This window comes from Roseomonas sp. 18066 (assembly GCF_902706185.1).
In the GTDB taxonomy this organism is placed as follows: domain Bacteria; phylum Pseudomonadota; class Alphaproteobacteria; order Acetobacterales; family Acetobacteraceae; genus Pseudoroseomonas.
In genome coordinates, this window is sequence record NZ_CACSJM010000412.1 from 1 (window position 1) to 394 (window position 394).

Genomic DNA, 394 nt, shown 5'->3' on the forward strand with positions numbered 1-394 from the left:
GTCATGGAGTGCGCAGATGTAGTCAAACGTTCCTTCCGTCTTGAAGGTCACCGCGAACTCCCCGCCCGGAGGAATGATCCCCGAGTTGAGGTCGCCGCCGGTGAAATTCGTCGGCGTGCCGGACGGGGCGAAAACGTTCGCCGGTTCAGCGCCAAAAGTGACCGTATGGGGTGCGCCCATGCCGGTATTGGCGAAGACGACCGTCTCGCCCACGTGCACTGTTACGGTGGGCCGGACGAAGCGCATGACCATCGCGACGCCGTCGTCACCCCCGGCGATTACCCTGTGGTTGGTGGCCTGTTCAGCCAGTTCGGCGTCGAGTTCGCGTCCGTCCCGAAGGATGGACCGCGCCTCGGCCCGCGATGACCGGTTGTAGTCGGCCTGGCTGTACGGG

General features: G+C 64.7%; 1 protein-coding gene. It reads right to left on the minus strand.

The features are described 5' to 3' along the window. On the minus strand, nucleotides 1-394 hold a 394-nt coding region (locus GVN67_RS29470; RefSeq protein WP_200845475.1), incomplete at both ends, for a plastocyanin/azurin family copper-binding protein.